The following is a 21,846-nucleotide window of genomic DNA, read 5'->3' on the forward strand; positions in this document are numbered from 1 at the left end:
CGCGCAGCAATGGCCGCACACCGGTTATCCGGCACCCCGTATCCTTAACAGGGATGTTTCCCGCCGTTCATTGATCGTTTGCTACTCCATTAACTGTCAGTTAGCCGTAAGCCTTAACGTCTTGATTTCAAACGGAGCGAAGGCAAGCGCAAGCTTCCCGTCCTCGGGATGAAGCTGCCCGCCATTTGTCTCCATCAAGTCCGTCGACCAAGCCTCCGAGAACGCGAAGCCGGTTGTCAACCTGGTCGTCAGCCTTGTGCCGGCCGTTTCATACATGCGTACGATGATGCCATTGCCATCCTCCGCCTGCTTGATCGTCTCGATCATGACATTCGGATGATCCAGCGCAAGCAGCGAAGTCCCTTCATTCCACTGCCGTTGTCCGCTCTGACCTGCCGGTACGGCTGCCGCACGCACGGGAACATTCAGTTCATAACCGCGCTTGTAGACCTCGGCCTGAACATGGTTGCCCCCGTGGGGATAAAGCGAATAGGTGAAATCATGCACGGCGCGGTCTGCCTCCGGATCGGGATAGGACGGGCTGCGCAGCAGATTCAGATCGAGGATACTGCCCGCTGCGCTGTAGCCGTATTTGCTGTCATTCAGGAGCGCAACGCCATAATCCGCTTCGGAGAGATCGACCCAGTGGTGGGCGCAAATCTCGTCTTTGGCATAATCCCACATCGTATTGCGATGCGTCTGGCGCTTCAGGTAACCGAACTGGATCTCGCAGCTGACGCTATCCGAGCGGACATCGACCGGGAATGATGTGCGGAGCATACGCCCGGATTCCTTCCAGTCCACCTTCGTGACAAAATCAATCCGGCGGCTCCCCTCGGTAAGCACAAGCTTCTGCGTCAGAGTGGATTGCCCGTACCGGTATTGCAGGATCAGGCCTGCCGCAGGTCCGTCGCTGAATGCAGCCGTTTCTTCAAGCGCAAGCGGAGCGCCTCCGGTATGGCGGTAATCCTGACGGAAATCCCAGGCATCGCCGTCATCGTGGTAGATGCGCAGATCGTTCGCCCGCTGCCCCGGCGCGATCACCTCCCGCTGATGCTCTTTATCCCAGATGGATACGATAGCGCCGTCTTCCCCGATTGTCACGGAAAGCAGCCCGTTCTCCACCAGACGCTCCTCTGCCGATGCCCGCAGCTTGCCCGGATCGGCTTCATAAGCGACAGCTCCGGCTTCAGCAAGCGCATAGCCCATCGCCGGCACAGTGACGCATACCCATTGCCCGCCCAGCTTCAGCCACTCATCCCGCTCCCATGGAAGGGAATTGAAGATAGCTGCAGGTCCCACAGCGCTATGGGACGCCGCTGCCGCTGCCTCCGGAGCGCTCCCCGCCACAACCGTGGAGTATGCTTCTGCAATCAGCGTCTCCACGCGCGCAAGCAGCAGCGCATACCGCTCAAGCGATTCATCGTAGACCCGCTTGATCGACGAGCCTGGCAGAATATCATGGAACTGGTAGAGCAGCACTTCTTTCCAGATTTCCTCCAGCTCGCTGGACGGAGCGGAAGCCTGGCCGTTCAGCTGCGCCAGCACCACAGCAAACTCCAGCTCGCGGAGCGCTTTCTCCAGCTTGCGGTTGTACCATTTGTTGCGGCCCTGGCTGGTCAGCGTGCCCTGATGCTTCTCCAGGTAGAGCTCCCCGCTCCAGGTCTGGTAACGCTCCGTATCTGCGCTCAGCTTCTCGAAGAATTGCGCCGAGGTTTCCTGAACGACCGGACTCAGGCCAAGCAGATTGCCTTCGCGGGCAAGCCGCTCCAGATGCTCTTCCCCCGGGCCGCCGCCGCCGTCGCCAATACCGAACAGCATCAGGCAGTTGTCCGAAATGTTCTTATCCAGGTACTGCGCTTCCGCCTTCAGAATGGAACGCGGCGCCGCCGGACTGTTGTAGGTATCCTCCGGAGGCATATGCGTCAGCACCCTGGAGCCGTCTATTCCTTCCCACATGTAGGTGTGATGGGGATGGCGGTTGTAGGTGCTCCAGGACAGCTTCTGCGTCATCATCGAATCGACGCCGGATTTTTTCAAAATTTGCGGCAGAGCGGCGGTATAGCCGAACACGTCAGGCATCCAGAGCGTCTTCATCTCCTGGCCGAACTCCTCCATGAAATAGCGCTTGCCGTACAGAATCTGCCGGACCAGCGATTCCCCGCTTGGCACATTCGTGTCCGATTCGACCCACATCGCCCCCTGCGGCTCCCACCGTCCTTCCTGAACGCGCTCCTTGACCTGCGCATACAGCTTCGGATAATGCCGCTTCATCCAGTCATAAAGCTGGGGCTGGCTGGCTCCGAAAATATAATCCGGATACTGCTCCATCATCCGCAGCGCCGTGGAGAATGTCCTTGCCCCCTTGCGGATCGTCTCGCGGATGGGCCACAGCCAGGCCAGATCAATATGCGCATGGCCGACCGCGCTGACGGTCAATACCGGATCGCCGCCGCGCTTCGCCAGCTGCTTGCCCAGGAGGTCCCGCGCCTTGGCAATGCGTTCATCCGTAAGCTCGGTCAGCAGCAGCGAGACATCGTACAGCACGCGCAGCAGACGCTCCTTGCGCGCCGTTCCGGCAGGCAGCAGCTCCGCCGTCTCCAGCAGCACTTCCACGTCATAATACAGCTGACGGGCATTCTCGCGGCAGATCGCGATGACGGCTTCCTTCAGCGTGCCGCTGCGGTACCGGCCGAACAGATCATTGCAGCCTGCGTCGGCCCAAATATCTATGGCCTCCGATCCCGCGGACTCCGGGCTGATATGCACCACCCGCTTGCCCGGAAGGCCAAGCTCGTAGTCGAATTCCGAATTGATATTGGTCAGCCCCTGTACCGGCGAGCCTTCCTCATCGACCAGACACAGTTCGCCATTCACATCGATGAGCAGGACAACCTTGGCTCCCCTGGCGCTCTCCGGCACTTGACCGGTGAAGCGGAACCAGGCGCAGTCCCACAGGCTGCCCCACCGGTCGCCATGCGCAAGGTCTACTTGTGCTCCTGACATCCGCTGCTCATAGGAGACCGGCTCCGGCGTGACCCACGCGCTCACCCGCAAATCCGCAACGGGTTCATAGATATGGGCCTGCAGCCGTTCCAGCATGGATTTTAATCGGTTTGTTTTCACTGTTTCGTATGGCATGTTGGCCTCCTTGGGCGATGTCATGATGAAATTGGATGTACCGCAGCATAAAATGCAGATTCCAAATGCTTCTAAACGAACTCTCCATCCCAATATAATATAAATATTATATATATTCAATATATTAAAATTATTTTAATTTTTAAAAAGCCTTAGAAGCATCGGTTATCGATTCGAATAAATAAAAAAAAGACCACTTCCACGATGGGAAGAGGTCTTTTTTTCCGTTGATTCCGCGAAGCTATGAGGAAGCATTCGGGCCGGTCGTTTGACGGATAACGAGCTCAGGCTCAATCAAGGTTTTGCTGTATTTGCCGACGCGGCCTTCACCGGCACGGATGACTTCCAGCAGTTTATCCGCCGCGCGGTAGCCCATATCATACTCAAACTGTTTGATATGCGTAAACGTGCTGAATTCCTCGACGATCGCCGTAGGATCATCGAAGCTTACAATCGACAGGTCCCGTGGAACACTTAGGCCGGCCTGACCGGCCATTTGGTAAATTTGCACCCCGAGCTTGCCGTTAAGGGTAATGTAAGCCGTCGCCATCTTGTTGCGGATATAGCGGAATAACGGGTGCGTTTCCGCATCTTTCAGGCTCTCTACTTGAAAACCGGTAATAATGTGGGCGGGATTGATAAGCGCCCCCTTGTTCTTAAGCGCATTCATATACCCTTCGATCCGCTCCTGTACCGTAACCGTTTGCAGCGGAGAATCCGAACAAATCGCAATTTCCCGGTGCCCCAGCTCCCACAGGTAATCGACCGCAAGGCCCGTCCCCATCCTGCCGTCGGCGGCGATATAGTTGGTTTCCACGCCAGGCAGATAGCGGTCCACCAGCACAAAGGGAAAGCCGCTGAATTTCATCCCGATAATTTCCTCGTTGTACTGCTCCTCATCCACCGGAAAAACCAGCATTCCTTCGACACCAATGTCCTTAAGTGTCTTGATGGCTTCCTTCTCTTCCTCAAGCTCGCCGTCGGAAAGCAGGATCATCATCCGGTAATTCTTCTCGCCAAGCGCCTTCTGAACGCCTTTGATCAGACGTGTGGCAAAATAATCGTCAATGGAGGGCATGACCAATCCGATGATGCGCGTACGCAGACCGGCCTCGGATCCGCCCGCCTCAACCATCTGTTCCTCATGGGCGCCGGCGGCTTCCGGCTGAATATGCGATTCCCTGTCACTGACGAAGCTGCCTCTTCCGGGCACGCGGTTAATAATCTTCTCATTCGCAAGTCCGGATAAGGCGTTGACCACCGTGATCTTGCTGACATTGAAGCGTTCCATCAGCACCTTCTCCGTCGGAATACGATCCCCTGTCTTCAGCCCCTCGGAATCAATAAGCTCGCGAATGTACTCCTGGACCTTCTGGTAAAGCGGTATTCGGTCAGCCGTGCTCATTTTATCACCAAACTTCAGATATTTGTAATATATATTATATCCTAGATTGGTATAACGCAACTGCATGAGCATGGTCCAGGCAGGGCTTAAACAAGCTTTTTTTGGAAAAAAATAGTTGGGCCCTTCCATCATTTGAACTAATTAAGCCTTATTCAGCCCTATTTCTTGGGAGGTTTTGTCGAATGACTTGAAATTATTAAGTATAATATATTTAATATGTATTATATCTCGACCAGAGAGGAGATGAGCGATTACAAATAATCAGGCATCAGTACGCGACGGTCACGTTCAGCCGTTCATGCAAAAAGCAGCCGCTGCGCTGCTCAAGCCCTGCTTATTCTTCAAACGCTTCGCCAAATCAGCATAAAGTTGAGGTGTTTTGTTCATGATTCGAAAATTAACCAGCGTAAGCCTTGCTCTAATTTGTCTCTTCTCTCTGTCCATCGCGGTATCTGCGGAACCGGCAGCCAAGCCTCCGTCCTCAGGCTCTATCAACTGGCCAAATTCGCAAGCGCTTCCATCATTCGCGAAGGCGAAGCAGCTGGAGGTAGCCGATGTCTATGACGCTCCCGGGGATATCAAGCTGATGATGGCCACCCTGCAGGGTGTGGTGAACCGTGCGGAGCCCCGCATCTACCTGCTGGAGAACAAGGAAGAGGGCAAATTCGCATGGCTGAACGATCTGGATGTCCCCTATAAGGTGCGTGACGATTACTGGGACATTGTGCTCAAATTCAAAAATGAAATCAAAGGCATCATTGTCTATGATCCGAAAGTGCCGGACAGCATTAATGTCGCAACGACGCTGGCCGGGTTGAAAAATGCGGTTGTCGCAAGCCCCGAACTCGCAACCAATTTGACGGGAGCCCCCTACAATCTGAAGGTACTCGATGATCTTCAGGGCAAATTCAAGGACCGGCTGGACGCCTACACCTGGCAGTACGATAATCTGTGGAAACAGGCGACCCACCGTATGCTGATCGGTTTGAGCCCGGATACATCCGTCAAGCTGCCTCCCGGCCTTCCGGCTTCGTTCAAAGTGCTGGCGGAGGATACCACCCAGGAACGCGACGGCAATAACCGCCAAGCCTATGATTTGGACTTGTCATCCCTGCTGGGCAAAGAGGCGGTTTATCTGCGTTTTGAAGACGCCTTTACCCAGGATGGCTGGGGTGCGGCTGTGCATCAGGTGACAGTGAAGGCCGATGACCAGGTCATCGCACAGTTCATTCCAGGCACGCCGGAGGAGGAGCCGTTCCTCTATGACGCCCAGAGCTCGCAGCTTTCCGCAGGAAATGAAGGGCATCGTTTTGCCGATAATGGCCGCTATTTTGTCTACAAATTCGCCGTGCCCGCCGGAACCGGGAAATTGACCGCTTCCGTGGACATGTGGAATCAATACAAGGTACTGGCAGGCAATGAAGAGCCGCCATCCTCGGAGCAGAAGGAGCCTTACGGCTATCTCCGGGATTACGCGGTGGCGAACAAGGCGATGGTGTTCTGGCTGGATTCCAATATTCCGGAGCAGAAAGCGCTGTTCGAGAAGATATTGTCGGATGTACAGCCCGGGACTCCTTACCTGGGATGGTTCAGCAACGATGTCGAGGGCGAATTCAGCTCGGTTGAAGTCACATCCAACCATAGTGTTTATGTGCTTGCGGCAGATTGGTTCAGCAACCTGACCGTGTTCTCCGCAGCTCAGACCAAGTCCTATACCCCTGACCAGAAACCGCAAGAGCCAAAGCTGGAGAACAAGATCTACGTCACCTACACCTTCAGCGAAGGCGATAATTTCCAATACAACCAGCATCGCATGCGGATTTTATGGGATGATCCAGGCCGCGGCCAAGTGCCGATCAACTGGACCTCAAGCCCGCTGCTGGTTGACGGAGCTCCGGCTATGCTGGACTACTACAACAGGACAGCGACCAGGAACGATCAGCTGATTGCCGGTCCTTCGGGAGCCGGATATTTCTATCCGGATGCATGGCCCAAGTCCACGCTGCCGGCATTCCTGAAGCAGTCCTACACCTATCTGAAGAAAAGCGGCATGACGGTACCGTATGTGCTGAACCGGGTAGACGGCCAGAACATTCCGCTCAGCCAATCAGTAGCCGACGCCTACCAGCAGAACTATCATACAGCCGGCCTGTTCCTGAGCTGGGAGGATCGTTATGGCGTTGAAATCGTGAACGGAAGCCTTCCCGTTTCGATCATTCAGGGCATCAGCACCGTGCAGGACGGCAAGCGTATTCTGGAGGACGCCAAAGCCAAATGGGACGGCAAATCGCCGCAGTTTGTGTCCTTGGGACTGCTCGCCTGGAGCCTGACGCCAACCGATGTCGCGGCAATTTCCGATTCGCTGGGGCCCGAGTACAAAGCCGTTCTGGCCGACCAGTACTTCTCGCTTATCCGCGAAGCGAATAAGCTGCCGGCGAAGCCATGATGGCTGTAATCGTGTAGAACAGTCACGAAGGAAAGAGTGAAGCCTGGCTGTAACAGGCAGGAAAATTAAGAACCGCAAAGCGAGATTATTGATCTCGTGCTGCGGTTCTTTTGTTTTGTGTCTTCAACGCTGCCGGTAGCTTACAGGAGTTGATTTTGATCCTTTTCTCTTAGAAGCCATCCGCAAAATGATAATGAAGAAAACACCTGTGATGTTATACAATGATCTCAACCCTCATGGAAAGCAGGTGCAGGCAAATTGAGTACCACCCTAAGCAGATTCATTCGGGAAGATGAACTGGAAGAGCTCTTGCTGCTTTATAAGTTTCTGCAGCCGGCTGATCCGGAGCTGGCAAGAGATCAGGAATTGGCTGATCTTTGGCAGGATATCCTGAAGGACGAGAATATGAGAATCATTGTGGTCGAGCACAAAGAAGTTATCGCCGCTTCCTGCGTCCTTGTCATTGTCAGGAACCTGACCCGAAGTGCAAGACCCTATGGATTGATAGAAAATGTCGTCACACATGAAGCATATAGAAGGAACGGATTCGGGCGTATGGCCCTGGAGAAAGCGATAGAGATTGCCGGGGAAAGGAACTGTTATAAGCTGATGCTGATGACGGGTTCCCACAGAGAAGAAATACATCGGTTTTACGAGCAGGCCGGATTCGTGAAAGGGAAGAAAACGGGATTTATTATGCATATGTAAGGGATAAATTGTGGCGAATTATCTAATCCGGATACTTCTTAAACCCCTTGGCATCCCGCCCGATCCCGCCATTCTGACTCTCTGAGCATGAATAACCTCCGATTTATTGAGAATAGTTAAATTTTACCATATACCATAATATGGGATAAGTATCGTCAGCAGAATGGCCTGTGCAGCCCCCTCATGGAGAGCAGGCACCAATTCAGGAAGTCTGGGCATACCCTGTATTGTGCTGAGACGACAGCCGCCTTCAGATATATGAAGAGGAGGATTTCCATGCCATATAGCGGCAAAATAGTTACCGATACCCTGATCAAGCGGGAGGATATCCCTACGGGGCTCAGTTATGAGGATCTTATGCCCGCCTTCGAGCGGGAGCTGGGACGTTGGGACCCGGTCATCGAGAACGCGCTCATCGAAGCCGAAGCGCCCTGGGACAAAGTGAAGGCTGCCTTCCAGACCATGGCCGGCCCGCATGGGCTGATGATTTTCTTCAAGGTGAATCAGGGCCGCTTGACGTCGCTTCATAATGGAATCAAACGCTGCTGTCTGTATATTGTGGGCAACGGGATCGTGGCCGAGCAAATCCTTTCCATCGATATCCGGGCCAGCCTCTATGTGCCGTTCCATGTTTGTCTATATGATAACGGCAATCCGGGCGGCGCCATCATCGCTTATGACCGCCCTTCTTCCTTTCTGGCAGTATTCAACAACCCGGCTCTGGTTGAAATCGGCTACCTGCTCGACCACAGAATGGATCGTGTCGTACAGGCCGTCAAAAGCAATAATCGTTAATATCGGCGCCCCGCGCATGTCCTTCATCATTGGAGAATAAGCGTGGGCTGCTATTTTTGCTTCCACACTATTGCTTGGCAGCAAGTGTCCGGTTCATAGAAAATAGTCGATATCAAGTCGGATGAATTGAAGAAGCTTGGACTTAACGAAACAACCGTTAAAATGCCGATCCAAGCCTCCTAATTAAGAGCTCCCCCGGGGTTGTTCACGCTGGGCCAAGCGGTAAAAGCGGTCGTCGTGGACGGAAGCAATCTCGCTCGAATATGTGAAATAGTCATTCCTATAGCTCCCACAGAAGGAGTGCCATCCTGATGACCGCTCTTACCACCATCGGCGCCCTGCTGCCACTCGCATACGGGACGGGCTTGGAGATGCCAGTTGGGCCTGGCGAGCGCCGGGCGAGCGCCAGGGATGCCTTTCCGACTCTACTATACAAGCCGATACGTCTAGTAAAATAAAAAATCGCCCCCCGCCTGGTCTGAATAACCAAGTGGGAGGCGATTGTTTTCATCAAATGACCGGTATCGGGACGAACCTTGATGCCTCGGTATTACTCGTAAATAACAGCTTTCACTTCATCGCTGTCGATATTCGTTTTGTCGTACCAGACGAAGCCGCTGTCTATTAAGGCTTCAACTGTTTCGCCTTTGGCTGCCGCTACCGCCGCTTTGACCGTTTCGTAGCCGATGCCGACCGGATTTTGGGAAATCGCGCCAGCCATCAGGCCGCTTTTGATCGCGTCGATTTGCGCCTTGCCGGAGTCATAGCCGATTACGGTAATTTTGCCTTCGGCCTTCATTTCGGTTACCGCATTGATAACGCCGACTGCAGATCCCTCATTGGTGCCGAAGAAGCCCTTCAGATCCGGGTGAGCCTGCATGATCGCTTTGGCCAGGTCGGTTGATTTCAAATGGTCGCCGCCGCCGTATTGAATGTCGACGATGTTGATGTCGGGATATTTTGCTTTGATCTGGTTCACGAATCCGTCGCGGCGGTCAATCCCCGTACGGCTGGTTTGATCGTGGGCGATTATCGCGATTTCGCCTTTTCCGCCGATCAGCTCAGCCATTTTGTCTGCGGCCGTGCCTGCTGCGGCAACGTTGTCCGTCGTGACAAGACTGGATGGAATGTCGCTGTCCACGCCTGAGTCGAAGGCGATAACCGGAATGCCTTCATCCTTGGCTTTTTGCAGCAGCGGAATCGATGCCTGGCTGTCGAGAGCGGCGAAGCCGATGGCGCTCGGTTTTTTGTCCAGTGCGACCTGCAGCATCTCCAGCTGTTTATCCACCTGCGATTCCGTCTCCGGACCTTCAAATGTGATTTCTACATTAAATTCGGAAGCAGCTTTCTCGGCGCCTTGTTTAACCGCTTGCCAGAACTGATGCTGGAATCCTTTGGAAACGAGCGGAATATACATTTTTTCCGCAGGCGCATTGGCGCCGGCATTCGCGTTATCGGTGTTAGTGGCCGCAGGGTCTGCTGCCGGAGCCGGCTCATTGCCGCCGTTTGCATTCCCGTTGCCTCCGTTACCATTCGAACCACAGGCGGTGAGGACTAATACGAATGCTGCCAACAAAACAAACAAACTCTTTTTCATCTTCATTTCCCCTTTTATGCCATAGTATGATTGCTGTTTTCCATTCCCCCGCGCCTCTCTCGCGGAAGAACGCCCTGCTGTTCAAGCATTGGTTCAAGCTTTGCGCCGGCGCAGAATATCCGCATAGACAGCGAGCAGAATAACGAAGCCGACGACAACCGTCTGCCATTCCTGCGGCACCGACAAGATGCGAAGACCGTTCGTCAGGACGCTCATAATCAGTGCGCCGATGACGGTGCCCACGATGGTGCCCTTGCCTCCGCTGAGCGAAGTGCCGCCAATAACCACGGCCGCAATCGCTTCCAGCTCATAGCCCGAACCAAGCGACGGCTGAGCCGAGTTCAGACGCGAGGCAATCAGGATGCCGGCAAGACCCGTGAACAGACCGGTAATCGTATAGATCACGATTTTCCAGTTGCGGACATTGACCCCGGACAGGCGCGTTGCTTCTTCATTGCTGCCGATTGCGAAGTTATACCGTCCGACAATCGTGCGGGCAAGCAGGATGCTGCCGATCACCGCCGCGAGGAAGAAGATGAGCACTGCATTCGGAATATCGAAGCCGGGAATCAATTCGCCCAGCAGTGAACCCTGCGAAATTTCCATAAACACTGGGGTATCCGTAAAATAAACCGGCTTCGTGCCCGAGATGACGAGCGCCAGCCCTTTGGCGATCATCATCATGGCCAGCGTCGCGATGAAGGGCGGTATGCCGAGTCTCGCGATGACGACTCCGGATATCAATCCGCACAGCGCTCCGGTGAGCAGCCCGCCGATAATGCCGATTGGTACAGGCAGCCCCCACATCGTAATAAACACCCCGGTCATGACTGCGCACAGCGTCATCACCGTTCCCACCGACAGATCGATCCCGCCGGTGACGATGACGAATGTCGAACCGAGCGCAAGCACGCCGATTACCGCGGTTGAGAGCAGAATTCCAACCATGTTGGAAAAATGAAAGAAGTTGCTGGATGCAAGTGAGAAAAAAACAATCATCAGAATCAAACTGCCGAAAGCCAAAAACTGCTGCAGCCCCGATTTAAACGCAAATTTCGGTTTCGGGGATACCATTACCGTATCCTTCATAGCCAAATATCTCCTCCTGTCCGAACCTAGCCGATCCGCTTGGTCGCATACGTCATAATCTGTTCCTGCGAAGCATGCTGATCGTTAATAAGCTCTCCCGTAATTCTTCCTTCGCACATGACGATGATCCTGTGGCTCAGCCGCAGAATTTCCGGCAGCTCCGAGCTGATCATGATAATCGATTTGCCTTCCGCCGCCAGACTTTCAAGCAGCTTGTAAATCTCGCTTTTGGCTCCGACATCAATGCCCCGCGTCGGCTCGTCGAAAATCAGAATATCGCAGTCTCTCGTCAGCCATTTGCCGATTATAACCTTCTGCTGGTTTCCTCCGGACAGGAATTTGAGCTTCTGATTGATCCCCGGCGTCTTCACGCGCAGCTCCTCGACGACCTTGACCGAAACTTCGGCCATCCGCCTGTCGCTCATGAAGCCCAGCCCGCTTGTAAAGCGGCCCAGCGCCGCGAGCCCGACATTCGTCTTGACGTCCATATCCAGCAGACAGCCAAAATGCTTCCGGTCCTCGGACAAGTATCCAATGCCATGCTTCACCGCCTGATGCGGCCCGGCAATGCGGACCTCGCGTCCGCGGATCAGGATGTCTCCGGCATCAATCGGATCGGCGCCGAAAATTGCCCGCGCCATCTCCGTTCTGCCTGCGCCGACCAGTCCCGCGACGCCCAGGATTTCCCCTTTGCGCAGCGAGAAGCTTAAATCGTGAAGGACGTTCCTCCGCGAAAGACCACGCACCTCCAGCACCGTCTCCGGCGCCTTCTCCGCCTTGCGGTCCGGCTTGACCGGCTGGTAGATTTCCCGGCCGACCATCATGGCGATAATCTGGTCGATGCTGATATCCGGCGTCTGGACCGTATCGATATAAGTGCCGTCGCGCATAACCGTAATCCGGTCGGTAATTCGCTTCAGCTCCGCCATCCGGTGCGAGATGTAGACGATACCGACGCCCTTCTCCTTGAGCTGCGCGATCATCCGGAACAGCTCGTCGATTTCGGAATCGCTGAGCGCCGCCGTCGGCTCATCCATAATCAGCACCTGGGATTCGTAGGAAATCGCCTTGATGATCTCCACCATTTGCTGTTTGGCCACCGTAAGCTCCGCCACAGGCGTCGTCGGATCGATGTCCAGCTTCATCTGCTTCAGCAGCAGAGCCGTTTGCCTGTTCATTTCCTTGTCATCCAGAAACAAGCGGATCGCCTTGCGCGGCTCCTTGCCAATAAATATGTTCTGCGCCACCGTCAGATGGGGAGCCAGATTCAGCTCCTGATGGATCATGCCGATCCCCAGCTTCTGGGCGGACCTTGTATCGGCGATTTGCACTTCCTCGCCTTTATAGAAGATGCTTCCCTCATCCTTGCGGTAAACGCCGGTCAGCACCTTCATCATCGTTGACTTCCCTGCCCCGTTCTCACCGACGAGCGCGTGCACTTCACCGGCCCGCAGCTCAAACCGGCAGCCCTTCAACGCGTGAACGCCGGCAAAATGCTTCTCGATTCCTTCCATGCGCACAATGGTCTGTTCCATCTTTCCACCTCCCTCAAACTCTTGTTCCTGCTGTTGTAGCTAACTTTACACGGTCCGGCTGCAGGCTAACATGTGATTTCTTCCTGTAAGAGTCGAATAATTTTGGAGGTTGCACCGCGGACAAGAGCAAAAAAAAACAGGGCTCCCGGGGCCCCGCATAATACGTTATTTGTTGACGAAGGGAAACAGCAGCTTCTGGTTTTCCTCCTCGTACATATTCTGTTTCGTAATGACCAGAGAGCCGGTATCGATCATCTTCGGCACCTTCTTCCCCCTGACCGCGTCCACAGCCGTCTTAACGCTCAAATAACCCATCTGGAAAGGCCGCTGGATGACGGTCGCCTTCATCACCCCTTCGTCCAGCAGCTTGATCTCGTTGACGGAGCTGTCGAATCCGATCAGACTGACCCGGTCCTTGAGCTTGAGCTCCTGAATCGCCCGGCCCGCGCCGACGGTTGTAGGCTCGTTCAGCCCGATTATGCCCACGACATCCTTCTGCGTCTGCAAAATATTCCTTGCCATCAAGTAGGCGTTCTCCTCCGAGCCTTCGACATAATAGGTGTCGAGCAGGTCGAGACCGGCATTGCCGCCCAGAATGGAACGGACGCCTTTCTCCCGGTCGATATGCGAAGCGGCATTTTTGACATAGCTGATAATCGCAACCTTCGCATTCCCCGAGATATGCTGCCGCATCGCTTCGCCCGCCTTCCTGCCGGCAATTACATTGTCTGTCGCCACGCTGCTGTGCGCGACACCGGAGTTGATGCCCGAGTCCACAATGATGAGCTTGATTCCGCTTTGCCTGACTTTCTCGGCAACGGGAACAAGCCGGTCAAAATCGTTCGCAGCCAGCACAATCGCATCGGGCCGGTCCCGGATCGCCTGCTCCACCAGCGCAATCTGCTCGTCGACATCCGTTTCGGTTTTGGAGCCGGAAATCTTGACGCTGGTGTCGAATTCCTGAGCTGCCTCGCGAACCCCGTCGATCAGCACCAGCCAGAACTCGATCGAAGCGTCCGTCGATTTAATAATGACCCTGATATCCAGCGGTTTCCGCTGCGACAGCCAGCCTCCCCAGCCAGCCAAGCCTGCCGCAATAATCAGAAGCAGCCCGACAATCGCCAGTGTCCGCTTATGCTTCCAAATCATCTTCTGCCTGCCTCCAATAACGGCGGAGACTTGGGAAAGCGGATGAGCACCGTTGTCCCTTCGCCTGATACGCTTTTGTAAACCAGTCCATACTGCGCGCCAAAATAAAGCTTGAGCCGTCCATGCACATTGCGGACGCCGACGCCTCTGCCTTCCTCTCCTTCATTCAATGGAGTCAGAAGCCTGGACAGCTTCTCCTCGTCCATCCCGTTCCCGTTGTCCCCGACGATCAGCAGAATATCCGTCTCCGTCTCTTCGGAGGAGATCGTAATGAGGCCCGGCCCCCGCTTCATCTTGATGCCGTGATAAATCGCATTCTCCACGATCGGCTGCAAAATGACCTTGATCGTCCTGTACTGCCTGACCGAATCGCCGATCTCGATCTGATAGTCCAGCTTGTTCTTGTAGCGCATCTTTTGAATCTTCAAATAGTTCGTAATATGCTCAAGCTCGGTTTCGATCGTGACAAGCTCCTCGCCCTTGCTGATCGACGCGCGGAACAGCTTCGCCAGCGCCGAGGTCATGAGGACAACCTCCTGGAACTTCTTGCTCTCCGCCATCCAGATGATGGAGTCCAGGGTGTTGTACAGGAAGTGGGGATTGATCTGCGCCTGCAGCGCATTCATCTCGCTTCTTCTTTTCAGCTCCTGGTCCCTGACGACCTGCGACATCAGCTCTTTGATCTTGCCCACCATAATGTTGAAGGCCCGGGCCAGCCTGCCGATCTCAATCGTGGTCGGAACGGGAACCTGAATGTCGAAATTGCCCTTTTCCACCTCTTTCATGTAGCCCTGCAGCTGCTTGATCGGCTGGCTGACCCGCTGCGACAGGAACAGGGAAATGACAATCGCCAGCACGATGCAGATTAAGCCGAGAAAAATAAAAGAAAGCCGCACCTCATTCTGGTTGCCGACCAGCTCATTGACATAGGACACGCCGACGATTTTCCACCCGAAGTCAGACTCCTGAACGGTGTACATTCTGCTGTTGCCGCCCTCGTCGCTGATGAATGTGCCATTCTTGATCTGGAGCACCTCGGCGATTTTCTCCGTTTTCAGGCTGCTGTAAATCAGCTGCTGCTGCGGGTGGTACACGATTTTGCCCTCGGAATCGACGATGAACAGATAACCCCGCTGGCCAAGCCGGATATCCTGGAACATGTCGTTCATCACGCTGAAATTCAGGTCGATCAGGAAGACGCCAAGCTTCGTCCCGCCGTCCTTGCTGACCAGCTCCATGCTCAGGGAAACGACCCAGGGATACCGGTCCTTAAACACCGGCTGCACATGCGAGGGAGAAATCACGTACGAGCCTCCCGCCTCCCGGGCGCCACGGTACCAGCTGAGGCTCGTAATATCGATGAACGGGTTCAATTCCAGCCCTTTGCTTCCCGTCACGAACTGCCCGTTGTAGCCAAACAGGCTCACCGAAGAAATGTCGGCGCGCGATACGGCCATCGATTCCAGAAAGTCCGCAACGGCCTGTTTGCTTTTCTGCTCCTCTGTCAGGCTTTCGTATTTGAATTGCGACAAATATTGCTGCACATACGGGTTGCCGTCCACCAAATCGGAAATATATTTCATCCCGTTCACATAAGACTTGATATTGTTGTTCACTTGCTTCACAAGCTCCGTCGTATAAGTCTGCGCATTGGACTGCACGGCGTCCTTGGACAAATAATAAGAGACGACGCTCATAATTAGAATCGTCATCAGGATAAGCAGGACAAAGGCCAGCACCATGTTCGTCTGGATGCTGCGGAATCGCGAGAAGAGGCCCAGCTTCATCCCTCATTCCCCGTCATTTTGAAGCGGAAGTCCGTCGGCGTGTCCCCGGCATGCTTCTTGAATGCGCTGCTGAAATACTGCGGATCGCTGTAGCCGACGGCGTAAGCGATTTCGTAGCTTCGCATGGAGGTCAGCTTCAGCAGCTCCTTCGCCTTCTCCATCCGCTCGTGAATCACATATTCCACGAAGGTCCGGCCGGTATTCATCCTGAACAGGGTGCTGAAGTAGCTGGCGCTCATGGACACATGCTTGCATACAGTCTTCAGCGACAGATCCGGGTCTGTATAATGCTGCCTGACATAGGCCATCGCCTTCTCGATCTGCAGCACGCTGTGATCCTCCCGCATGCCCCGGATGACCGTTACCGCTTTGCCGCACAGCTCTTTCATCCAGATTTCGATTTCGTCCAGTGCCGCGAGCCTGCTGATTTCCGCCACCGGATTGGCCGCTTCCCCGAACACCCTGCCGGTATCGCTCTCCATTTCATACAGCGTATGCATCAAGGTAAGAACGTACCGCTGCAGGTAGATATAGCAGACATCTATGGGGACAAGCTGCTTGCGGAAGGTCGAAAACAGCTTGGCGATCCATTCGTCCATTTCCTGCGGCGTACCCGTCTTCAGCTTCGTGATCAGCTCATGCTCCCAGGTGACCGCGGACAGCAGTTCCGGGCGCTTGCGCCTTTCCATATCGGAGATGCGGATAATTTCATTGGTGCCGATAACATAGCGGTAATCCAGAGCGGACAACGCCGACCGGTGAACCAGGGCGACATGATCCTCAAGCCTGCAGGTATGGCCGATTCCAATAGAAGCCTTTACGGGCAAATAGGTGGTGACCGCAGTGTGGATTTCCTCCGCCGCTGCCCCGGCTGCCTCGCACAGCGCTTCGGGATCGGTGCCGGACAGCAGGATGAGCACGCGGTTTTCCCTGTCGCGGAACACCTCCGCACCGGCACTCTTCTCCGTTAATTCTTTGGCGATGTTATAAATGGCAAACCGGAACAGCTCATCGTCGGACGGTGTAGCCGGATGCTTCAATATAAGCTCGTCGACATCGATCGCAAGCTCGATCAGGAATGACTGGTCCCAGACGATTTGAAAATAACTGCAGCTTTCGCGTTTTTGCTTCGCCGTCATCGATGAAGTGACGAGCCGCTCCAGAAACCGCTCCTTGAGCAGCGGCATGCTTTCTTTCAACTGGCGCTTCAGCTTCTCGTAGTCCCGCTTATGCCGGTTCTCATTGTCCAGCTGCTCGCCAAGCCGCAGCAGAATTTCCTCCATCTCGGCGGCTGTAACCGGTTTCAGTATATAGTCCGCAACCTGCATTTTCAGCGCCTGCTGGGCATATTCGAATTCATCGTACCCGGTCAGGATGATCACTTTCACTTCCGGGTAACGCACGGAGAGCTCTCGCGTCAGCTCGATGCCGTTCATGAACGGCATCCCGATATCGGTCATCACGATATCCGGATTCTCCCGCTCGACGAACTCGAGCGCTTCGATGCCGTCCTCGCAGGACCCTACGCATTCAAGTCCCATGGCCTCCCAGTTCATGCCATCCTGGATCGCTTCGCGAACCAGCGCTTCATCGTCCACAATCAGCAGCTTATACATGGAGTTTCACCTCGTTGTCCTGCGGTATTTGAAATTTCACGATCGCTTCGGCAAGTTTTACAGAGGCTTGTTCCAATTCCTGCGCCATATTGGCGAGCGTCTCCGTCTGATGCATCTGCTCTTCCGAGGAGGCGTATGCCTCCTCGGAAGCCGCCGCCGTTTCCTGGGCAATGGACGCGATGCTTCCAATGGCATGCAGCGCGCCGTCACGCGAATGCTGCAGCCGCCCGGAAGCGGTGCGGACATTCGCCGCATGTGACAGCATTTGCTCCAGCTGCCGCTTGACCAGGACGAAGCTGCGGTCCGTTTCCTCAACAGCCTCAAGCTGTTCTTTCATCATATTCACCGACCGTCCGGCCTCCCTGACTGTTGCTTGAGAGCGGTTCAAAACTGCGGAAACCATGTCGCCGATTTGTTCCGACGCGATCCGCGACTGCCCGGCCAATTGCCTGACCTCCTCCGCCACAACGGCGAAGCCCCGGCCCGCGCTCCCGGCCCGCGCGGCTTCGATGGAGGCATTGATAGCCAATATATTCGTTTTCTTCGAGATAACGGTAATAAGCCGGGTAATTTCGTTAATTTGGCCGAGCTCCGCGTCCAGCGAACCAATGTCCTGATGCACAAGCAGCAGGGCGGAATGGGAAGCGGCCGCTTTATCGTTCAGCCGGCTTACCGACTGCTGGGCACCGGCACAGATGGCGTCGATATCGGCGATCGATTCGGAAATCGTACCGATTCCCTCCCCGATATCACTGATATTTCCGGACAAATCGTTCATACTCTCCGCGCTGGCCGCAGCATCACCCGCCTGCTGATTGGATCCGTCGGCAATTTGCTTGATCACCTCGACGAACTGCTGCTGATTTCCTCTGAATCTGCCGGATACGGCTGAGACGACCCCTGACTGCTCCAGCAGATAATCCGATGATGACGCCACCCGCGCAAGCAGCGTCCTCAGCGTTCCGGCCATTTCATTGAAGCCTGCCGAGATTGCGCCCATTTCGTCTTTGTGCGGATCCGCCCAGGCCAGATTCAAGTCTCCGTCGTTCACCCGTTTCATCTGCGCCCTGAGCATTCGTCCGGGAATGGATACGCCCAGCGAAATCAGATAAGCGATCAGTGCGGATAGGAGCAGGCAGGCTGCGCCGATCAGCAGCATCGTTAATCTCAGATCATTGATTTCCGCCTGAATGAACGATTTCGGAATGACAGCCGCCACCTTCCAGCCGCTGGCCGCCACAGGCGTATACGCAACAAGCGATTCGACGCCCGATGCTTCTCCGAAGTAAGCCTCGCCGTCCGGCGAGCTTCCGCCTGCCACCCGCTGCGCCAATTCCCGATCCGGGAGCGGACGGTTGACCGGGTATCGGGCCTTGTTTCTGCTCGATATGACGCTGCCCTGATCATCCAGAATAAAAATCTCTGCCGATTGGCCCAGATCGGTCCCTTCATAAAGCCTGGCGATATGGTTTTCCTCCAGCGTGATGACGATAACGCCAAGCGAGTCCCCGTTGACTGCCGATCGGATCGGCTTGCTTATGGAGAGAAACGCTTTTCCCTTCACCTTGTCGTCTATGAGAAAGTAGCGATAGTCCGTACCGCCCTCGGTCCTTTGAATAATCGAATCCAGCTGCTCCTTATCCAGGGAATTGTACGTACCCAGCGTCGTCTGCCGGTCTACGCGAATTGTGACGCTGGAGATGTAAGTGAGCATGGACAGCTTGTGGGAAATCGTCTTGTTGATGGCATTGGTCAGCGTGTACTGCTGACCGCCGGATGTCTTCAGGTCGGCCAAGCCGCTTTGCACATCTTCGCCCGATATAATATCCTCCATGACAAACTGGATATGCTGCAGCTCCAGATCAAGATTTGCGCCGATCTGTCCGATCACCTGTCTGGAATACAGCTCGATTTTGCCATTGAGCGCTGCGCTGGATTGCCGGTAATTCACCACACCGACAGTCGCGATGGAGGCAAACAGGATAAGGGTGAAAAAGAGGGTCAACCTCACTTGAATCGTGGAAAAACGTAAAATGCCAAGATTGGAGATGCGTTCCAGAATCGAATTGTGCCTGACCGACGAGTCCACTGCTGTCCCGTCAATCAAACGCAATATAAGGCTCCAGCTCCGCGAACAACGGCCCAACCTCCGCCTCGTCCGGAACGACGAGGAATAACGGCTCGTTGATTTTCAGCACATACATGCCCAGCAGCGATTTGGCGTCAGCCATGCCGCTTTTGCTGTGTATCCAAATATCGAACGGATACCTGGACACGATGCGGTTGATTTGTTCGATATCATTCGCATTCCTCACTTTAATCGGTTTAATCATAGTCAATCGACCCTCTCCCGCAATTGAGCTCATATTCGGCTTTGAATCCGCTTTCAAGATTGCCTCAGGCTTCCTGCCTTTGTCTTTCTAAAGCTTCCGGCTACGCCTATTATACAGCCGTCCCCGGCATTAGCACATGTATAATTATCGCTTTTTAGTCGAATTATTTTCTGATCGCGCCGCAAGTTCCAAACCGGGCATATCAACCCCGCTGCGCGCGAAAATGAACGTGGAAAACGGAGCTCCCGGAGCCTTGGAAGATCCGAATGACCAATTACTAACGAAAAAAGAGAAGAGCATAACATCCTCTTCTCTCTTCGTACGCTTACGATAATCCCGCTCTATCGGCGCTATTATTGCACTGCGTTATAAATGTTGTACAGCATGACCGCCGCTTCCGCGCGGGTTGTTGCCGATTTGGGTTGAATTTGATTGTTATAGCCGTGAATGATTCCGCTCTTGATCAGATACTCGAAGCTTTCCTTGGCATAAGTGGCGGCGGCATCTTTATCCTGGTAGTCATCCAGGCCTGTCGCCGTCGTTTCTTTCAGGAGTTTGTTCGCCGCTTTCAGCGCCTTCTCCGTCAATACCGCCATATCTTCCCGGGTGATCGGATTCATGGGTTGGAACAGATTATCGCCGGTGCCGTCGGCAATGCCGAGTGCTCGGGCCGTCAGCAGGGCTTCACTATAATAAGCGCTCTCGGGCACATCGGCAAATGAAGCTCCTGTTTGCCCTTTCAGCTCCAGCATCCGCATCAGCAGCACCAGGAAGTCTGCGCGGGTAACCGGTTTGTCCGGTTCGAACGATTCATCCGAGAATCCGTTGACAATGCCTTTTGAGGCCAGCACTTCAATCTGCGTTTTCGCCCAATCCAGAGCAGCGATATCGCCAAATGTTTTCTGCACAAATGCCACGGCATACGTACCCGATTGTGCAGCGGTGAAGGTGACCTGCCCGGATTCGGGGTCATACCTTCCGCTGGTTACAGGTTGAGTCCGGCCTGCATCATCGATTGACCAGACGACGATATGCTCGGGATTCTTCAGTTCTTCCGCGCTTGGCTTGTAAGGAATGCGCACGGTAACCGGCGTCTGCGAATGATTCCATTCAGCGGTCTGGCCGCCGGACAGGACCTTCAATTCAATTGCCGGACGACCGCCGATCTGCTGCTTGATGCTGTCATTCAATTGCCCATCAGCAGGCTGGCCCAGATGAAACTCTACGTCACCGGAAGTCAGCGCGCTTCCCCGGAACAGGCTGCTTGGAACAACAACCGTGGCCAGAGGGGTACTGATTTCGATCGAGACGGGATTCGACTCGTCGGACAGCGAGGAGACCGGCAGGGTTTGCACATAGCCTTGAGCGCCTTCCGCATTTAGCACGATGCTTACCGGAGTTTTGCCGGTTGTGTCGGCTTTTGCGGCCGCAATCGCTTTATTCAAGGCCTCGGCATCGACGGAAGAGCTCGCGATGCCCGTAGCCTTATCCAGTACAGATACCGGCTTGATCAAATTAGGTGCGCTGGCCGGCGAATCAGTTGAGTCCCCCGGATCCGTTGTATCCGGATCGGTCGGGTTTGGATCTGTTGGATTTGGATCCGTCGGATCCGGATCGGCCGGATTCGGATCGGTCGGGTCCGTTGGATCTGTTGGATCTGTTGGATCTGTTTGGTCTGTTGGGTCTGTTGGATCGGTCGGGTCCGTTGGAGTCGACGGATCGCTGATAACGGCAACCACTTGGGCATCGCTTGTAAACTCGGACGAGGCAAATTGTGAATCCACCAGCGTCAAGCCCGCAAGACCGATTTGGGCGGACCCTGTGCCAATCGCTTTGAAAGTCAGCCTGGCCAGCGTCGGATTGCCGGATTGCCCCGGCGTGCTTCCTGTTTCCGTATGCGCGATTTGAATCGTACTGCCGCTGACAATCGGTGTAATGGAGTAGCCTCCAGCCAATGGCTCCACGCCTTTGAACTCCAGAAGAGCGGGGTTATAGCTTACATTGATCTCATAACCGTACATATCGGTGACCTGGCTTGCCGCTACGCTGACTTGGAATTCCTCCTGCAGAGCCGGGCTTTCATTCGTAATCGCAAGCGAAAACGATGGTGTGCTGTCCGCCAGCGCGATACCCGGGCTTACCAGGGAAACCAGCAGAATGAAGACCATACTTATGGATCGCAATTTATATGTCATGAACTAAGATTCATCCTCTCGCGGAAAGATAGCCCGGGGAAGCGTCATGC

General features: G+C 54.6%; 15 protein-coding genes. 4 read left to right on the forward strand and 11 right to left on the reverse strand.

The features are described 5' to 3' along the window. Positions 1–96: 96 nt before the first annotated feature. Complete coding sequence (locus AC0YNV_RS23335; protein ID WP_475770157.1) at positions 97–3,141, reverse strand: alpha-mannosidase; 3,045 nt, start codon at positions 3,139–3,141, stop codon at positions 97–99. A 241-nt stretch (positions 3,142–3,382) separates the two neighbouring features. Then, positions 3,383–4,546, reverse strand: a complete 1,164-nt coding sequence (locus AC0YNV_RS23340; RefSeq protein WP_475770158.1) for a GntR family transcriptional regulator — start codon at positions 4,544–4,546, stop codon at positions 3,383–3,385. A 385-nt stretch (positions 4,547–4,931) separates the two neighbouring features. Here AC0YNV_RS23340 and AC0YNV_RS23345 point away from each other — a divergent pair, with 385 nt between their 5' ends. From AC0YNV_RS23345 to AC0YNV_RS23360, 4 genes are all read left to right on the forward strand, one after another. Then, positions 4,932–6,992 carry a GxGYxYP domain-containing protein gene (locus AC0YNV_RS23345; RefSeq protein ID WP_475770159.1) on the forward strand — a complete coding sequence of 687 codons (2,061 nt, stop codon included), beginning with the start codon at positions 4,932–4,934 and terminating at the stop codon, positions 6,990–6,992. A 258-nt stretch (positions 6,993–7,250) separates the two neighbouring features. Further along, positions 7,251–7,700: a GNAT family N-acetyltransferase gene (locus AC0YNV_RS23350; RefSeq protein WP_475770160.1), complete on the forward strand. Its 450-nt coding sequence runs from the start codon at positions 7,251–7,253 to the stop codon at positions 7,698–7,700. A 276-nt stretch (positions 7,701–7,976) separates the two neighbouring features. Further along, positions 7,977–8,495, forward strand: coding sequence for a DUF302 domain-containing protein (locus AC0YNV_RS23355; RefSeq protein ID WP_210038774.1), 519 nt, complete (start codon positions 7,977–7,979; stop codon positions 8,493–8,495). A 311-nt stretch (positions 8,496–8,806) separates the two neighbouring features. Further along, a complete protein-coding gene (locus tag AC0YNV_RS23360) occupies positions 8,807–8,953 on the forward strand; it encodes a hypothetical protein (protein WP_475770161.1) in 147 nt (48 codons plus the stop codon). A 92-nt stretch (positions 8,954–9,045) separates the two neighbouring features. Here AC0YNV_RS23360 and AC0YNV_RS23365 read toward each other — a convergent pair whose 3' ends face one another. The 9 genes from AC0YNV_RS23365 to AC0YNV_RS23405 all read right to left on the reverse strand — a co-directional run bounded on the left by AC0YNV_RS23365 (position 9,046) and on the right by AC0YNV_RS23405 (position 21,796). After that, positions 9,046–10,098 (reverse strand): ABC transporter substrate-binding protein, encoded by a 1,053-nt coding sequence (locus AC0YNV_RS23365; RefSeq protein WP_210038773.1) that lies wholly within the window; start codon positions 10,096–10,098, stop codon positions 9,046–9,048. A gap of 87 nt (positions 10,099–10,185) precedes the next feature. Next, on the reverse strand, positions 10,186–11,181 hold the full coding sequence (locus AC0YNV_RS23370; protein ID WP_475770162.1) for an ABC transporter permease: 996 nt from the start codon (positions 11,179–11,181) through the stop codon (positions 10,186–10,188). A 26-nt stretch (positions 11,182–11,207) separates the two neighbouring features. Further along, entirely contained in the window at positions 11,208–12,716 is a 1,509-nt protein-coding gene (locus tag AC0YNV_RS23375; RefSeq protein ID WP_475770163.1) for a sugar ABC transporter ATP-binding protein, read from the reverse strand. A 165-nt stretch (positions 12,717–12,881) separates the two neighbouring features. After that, complete coding sequence (locus AC0YNV_RS23380; protein WP_475770164.1) at positions 12,882–13,865, reverse strand: substrate-binding domain-containing protein; 984 nt, start codon at positions 13,863–13,865, stop codon at positions 12,882–12,884. Further along, the gene (locus tag AC0YNV_RS23385; RefSeq protein ID WP_475770165.1) at positions 13,862–15,652 is read right to left on the reverse strand and encodes a cache domain-containing sensor histidine kinase; all 1,791 of its coding nucleotides are present in this window, start codon (positions 15,650–15,652) and stop codon (positions 13,862–13,864) included. Before AC0YNV_RS23385 ends, AC0YNV_RS23380 begins: the two co-directional genes overlap by 4 nt. Continuing rightward, on the reverse strand, positions 15,649–17,268 hold the full coding sequence (locus AC0YNV_RS23390) for a response regulator transcription factor (protein ID WP_475770166.1): 1,620 nt from the start codon (positions 17,266–17,268) through the stop codon (positions 15,649–15,651). Before AC0YNV_RS23390 ends, AC0YNV_RS23385 begins: the two co-directional genes overlap by 4 nt. Continuing rightward, positions 17,261–19,381, reverse strand: a complete 2,121-nt coding sequence (locus AC0YNV_RS23395; RefSeq protein ID WP_475770167.1) for a methyl-accepting chemotaxis protein — start codon at positions 19,379–19,381, stop codon at positions 17,261–17,263. The genes AC0YNV_RS23390 and AC0YNV_RS23395 overlap by 8 nt, the downstream gene beginning before the upstream one ends. After that, the gene (locus tag AC0YNV_RS23400; protein WP_210038936.1) at positions 19,368–19,601 is read right to left on the reverse strand and encodes an HPr family phosphocarrier protein; all 234 of its coding nucleotides are present in this window, start codon (positions 19,599–19,601) and stop codon (positions 19,368–19,370) included. The genes AC0YNV_RS23395 and AC0YNV_RS23400 overlap by 14 nt, the downstream gene beginning before the upstream one ends. Positions 19,602–19,954: 353 nt before the next feature. Further along, positions 19,955–21,796 (reverse strand): S-layer homology domain-containing protein, encoded by a 1,842-nt coding sequence (locus tag AC0YNV_RS23405; RefSeq protein WP_475770168.1) that lies wholly within the window; start codon positions 21,794–21,796, stop codon positions 19,955–19,957. Positions 21,797–21,846: the final 50 nt, after the last annotated feature.

The sequence above is a fragment of the Paenibacillus sp. JT31N11 genome, assembly GCF_056269285.1.

Excerpts from the sequence above, each read along its gene's own strand:
- AC0YNV_RS23370 (WP_475770162.1), bottom strand. The coding sequence starts at position 11,181 with ATGAAGGATACGGTAATGGTATCCCCGAAACCGAAATTTGCGTTTAAA.
- AC0YNV_RS23385 (WP_475770165.1), bottom strand. The coding sequence starts at position 15,652 with ATGAAGCTGGGCCTCTTCTCGCGATTCCGCAGCATCCAGACGAACATG.
- AC0YNV_RS23365 (WP_210038773.1), bottom strand. The coding sequence starts at position 10,098 with ATGAAGATGAAAAAGAGTTTGTTTGTTTTGTTGGCAGCATTCGTATTA.
- AC0YNV_RS23390 (WP_475770166.1), bottom strand. The coding sequence starts at position 17,268 with ATGTATAAGCTGCTGATTGTGGACGATGAAGCGCTGGTTCGCGAAGCG.
- AC0YNV_RS23375 (WP_475770163.1), bottom strand. The coding sequence starts at position 12,716 with ATGGAACAGACCATTGTGCGCATGGAAGGAATCGAGAAGCATTTTGCC.
- AC0YNV_RS23380 (WP_475770164.1), bottom strand. The coding sequence starts at position 13,865 with ATGATTTGGAAGCATAAGCGGACACTGGCGATTGTCGGGCTGCTTCTG.
- AC0YNV_RS23335 (WP_475770157.1), bottom strand. The coding sequence starts at position 3,141 with ATGCCATACGAAACAGTGAAAACAAACCGATTAAAATCCATGCTGGAA.
- AC0YNV_RS23400 (WP_210038936.1), bottom strand. The coding sequence starts at position 19,601 with ATGATTAAACCGATTAAAGTGAGGAATGCGAATGATATCGAACAAATC.
- AC0YNV_RS23340 (WP_475770158.1), bottom strand. The coding sequence starts at position 4,546 with ATGAGCACGGCTGACCGAATACCGCTTTACCAGAAGGTCCAGGAGTAC.
- AC0YNV_RS23345 (WP_475770159.1), top strand. The coding sequence starts at position 4,932 with ATGATTCGAAAATTAACCAGCGTAAGCCTTGCTCTAATTTGTCTCTTC.
- AC0YNV_RS23355 (WP_210038774.1), top strand. The coding sequence starts at position 7,977 with ATGCCATATAGCGGCAAAATAGTTACCGATACCCTGATCAAGCGGGAG.
- AC0YNV_RS23405 (WP_475770168.1), bottom strand. The coding sequence starts at position 21,796 with ATGACATATAAATTGCGATCCATAAGTATGGTCTTCATTCTGCTGGTT.
- AC0YNV_RS23360 (WP_475770161.1), top strand. The coding sequence starts at position 8,807 with ATGACCGCTCTTACCACCATCGGCGCCCTGCTGCCACTCGCATACGGG.